Genomic DNA, 2131 nt, shown 5'->3' with positions numbered 1-2131 from the left:
CTTTGTCCTTTTCGGTCTGTTTTTGGCTGAGGGCTTTTAACTCCTTTAGGTAGGCGACCTTTGCGCGCATATAGCACAACTCTTCGATAAGCTCTGCCTGTGTTTTTTCGTGGTCGGGTTTATCTGCGATGAAGGGGTTTTTGCGGTGTTGGGGCATGGTTTTGGATTGGGGATGTTCGAGTGCGCCGATACCGCCTTCTTGATAGGCGCGTATCCATCGTCTCAGGTGGGTTCGGGAAATGCCGTAGTGGTCTGCGGTACGTTGTTGGCTGCGTATATGCAGGTAGTGGAGTACGGCTTGGTATTTGAAGTGTAATGTATATTTGCTCATAAAAAAACTGCACCTTGTGAGTTGGAGGGGATGTCCAACTTTTGGGGTGCAGTTCAGTTTTCAGACGACCTTTTTGCAACGTCCACCTTGCCTGTGCTCAAACCGTCCTAACGCTCGATGCTGCCGCACAACCGTTCGACGATTTCCGCCGCGCTGCCAGGGCGGCACAATCCTGCGTTTTGTCCTGCCCAAAATGGGGAAAAGTCGTAGCAGCCTTGTTTTTCGGCGGCGGCTTTCAATGCACCGGCGGCCGCGCCCGCCAAGGGAAACGGGAGTGCCGCGTCATTCATCGGACCGGCTTCGCGTATGAAACGGTTGTAAAGTCCGCGCGCTGCGCCGCCGCTGAACAAGTTGGTCACCACGGTATCTTCGGGTCGGGCGGTTTGGATGGCGGCGCGGTGGGCGGGTTTGGTCAGGGCTTCGTCTGCGAGCAGGAAAGCGGTTCCGACCTGCACTGCGGATGCGCCCAATTCCAACGCGGCGCGGACAGCAGCGGCATCGGAAACGCCGCCTGCGGCTATAACGGGCAGGTGCACGGCGTTACGGATGGCGGGCAACAGGGCGAACAAGCCGCTTTGACTGTCGGGATGGCGGTTTAAAAACCAACCCCGATGACCGCCCGCCTCCCACGCTTGGGCTATCACGACATCCGCGCCGTTTTGCTCCAGCCAGACGGCTTCTTCGACCGTCGTCGCGCTGCTCCACACTTCCGCGCCCGTCGCTTTGACGCGCTGCAAGTATTCGGGCGCGGGCAAACCGAAGTGGAAGCTGACCACAGGCGGCGGTAACGTTCCACGCATTCCAGCGCGGCGGTATCAAACGGCTGCCGTCCGCCGCCGGTGGGAATATCGTTTTCCGTCAGCCCGTAAGCCTCGAAATACGGACGCAACACGCCAAACCATGCGTCATGTTGCGCGCGGTCGGTAGACGGCGTGCGGTGGGCAAAAAAATTGAGGTTGTACGGACGGTCTCCACCCTCCTGCTTCATCCGTGCCAACGCTTTGTCCAAGCCCGCGGCGTCGTACATCGCGCCCGCCAACGAACCCAAAGCACCGGTTTTACCGACAGCCAAAGGTAGCTCTGTATCATGTGCAAACGCCATCGGCGCTTGAATCAGCGGATAACGCAGCGAGGATAAAATGCGGCTCATGTCTGTTTCTCCTTGTAAACTGTTTCGTCAGCCGGCTTGAAATTTCTTCAATTTGAATACGCAGACTGACCATGTGGAACAAGCTGAATTTTGCCATAGAAAAGGGGCGGATATGACTGCAAGGTCGTCTGAAAACAAACCTTAGCGTTTTGTGTTAAGCGAATGTTTGCGAAACCGAATATGTTTGGGAAGCAAACCCGTTCCGATTCCATCCGATATAGAAAAAGGTCGTCTGAAAACCCTGTTTCGGGTTTGAACTGGCCCCCAAATCTTGGACACTCATAAAAGCCTATTCAGGCGCTCTGTGCAAGCTGGGTTCTGTATGCGACAGGACTCAGCTTTTTCAATTTCAAACTGCAACGCTCCCGGTTGTAGTAATCCATATAGTCATCTATCTGCTTCATCAATTCATCTACCGTCAATTCACCTGCGTTATAGAAACACTCCGTCTTCAACACCGCAAAGAAGCTTTCCATCGGCGCATTGTCCCAACAGTTCGCCTTTCGCGACATGCTTTGAACCATGGAATGCTCCGCAAGCAATTCCCTATATCCCGCCGTACGGTACAGCACACCTTGGTCCGAATGAAGCATCGTTCCTTCGCCAGTCAGCCGGGTGCGGCTTTTCGAGCATTTCCTTTACCATTTCGC

At 54.8% G+C, this 2131-nt stretch carries 2 protein-coding genes and 1 pseudogene; all 3 read right to left on the bottom strand.

From position 1 onward, the window contains the following. On the bottom strand, nucleotides 1-331 hold a 331-nt coding region (locus HMPREF1028_RS09725; protein ID WP_009312612.1), incomplete at its 3' end, for a helix-turn-helix domain-containing protein. Between the two features lie 107 nt (nucleotides 332-438). After that, a pseudogene (locus HMPREF1028_RS09720) lies at nucleotides 439-1481 on the bottom strand (nitronate monooxygenase). Between the two features lie 293 nt (nucleotides 1482-1774). Further along, complete coding sequence (locus HMPREF1028_RS09715; RefSeq protein ID WP_003761891.1) at nucleotides 1775-2074, bottom strand: IS3 family transposase; 300 nt, start codon at nucleotides 2072-2074, stop codon at nucleotides 1775-1777. Nucleotides 2075-2131: the final 57 nt, after the last annotated feature.

The sequence above is a fragment of the Neisseria sp. GT4A_CT1 genome (genome assembly GCF_000227275.1).
GTDB lineage: Bacteria > Pseudomonadota > Gammaproteobacteria > Burkholderiales > Neisseriaceae > Neisseria.
This window is presented reverse-complemented; position numbering and strand designations above follow the sequence as displayed.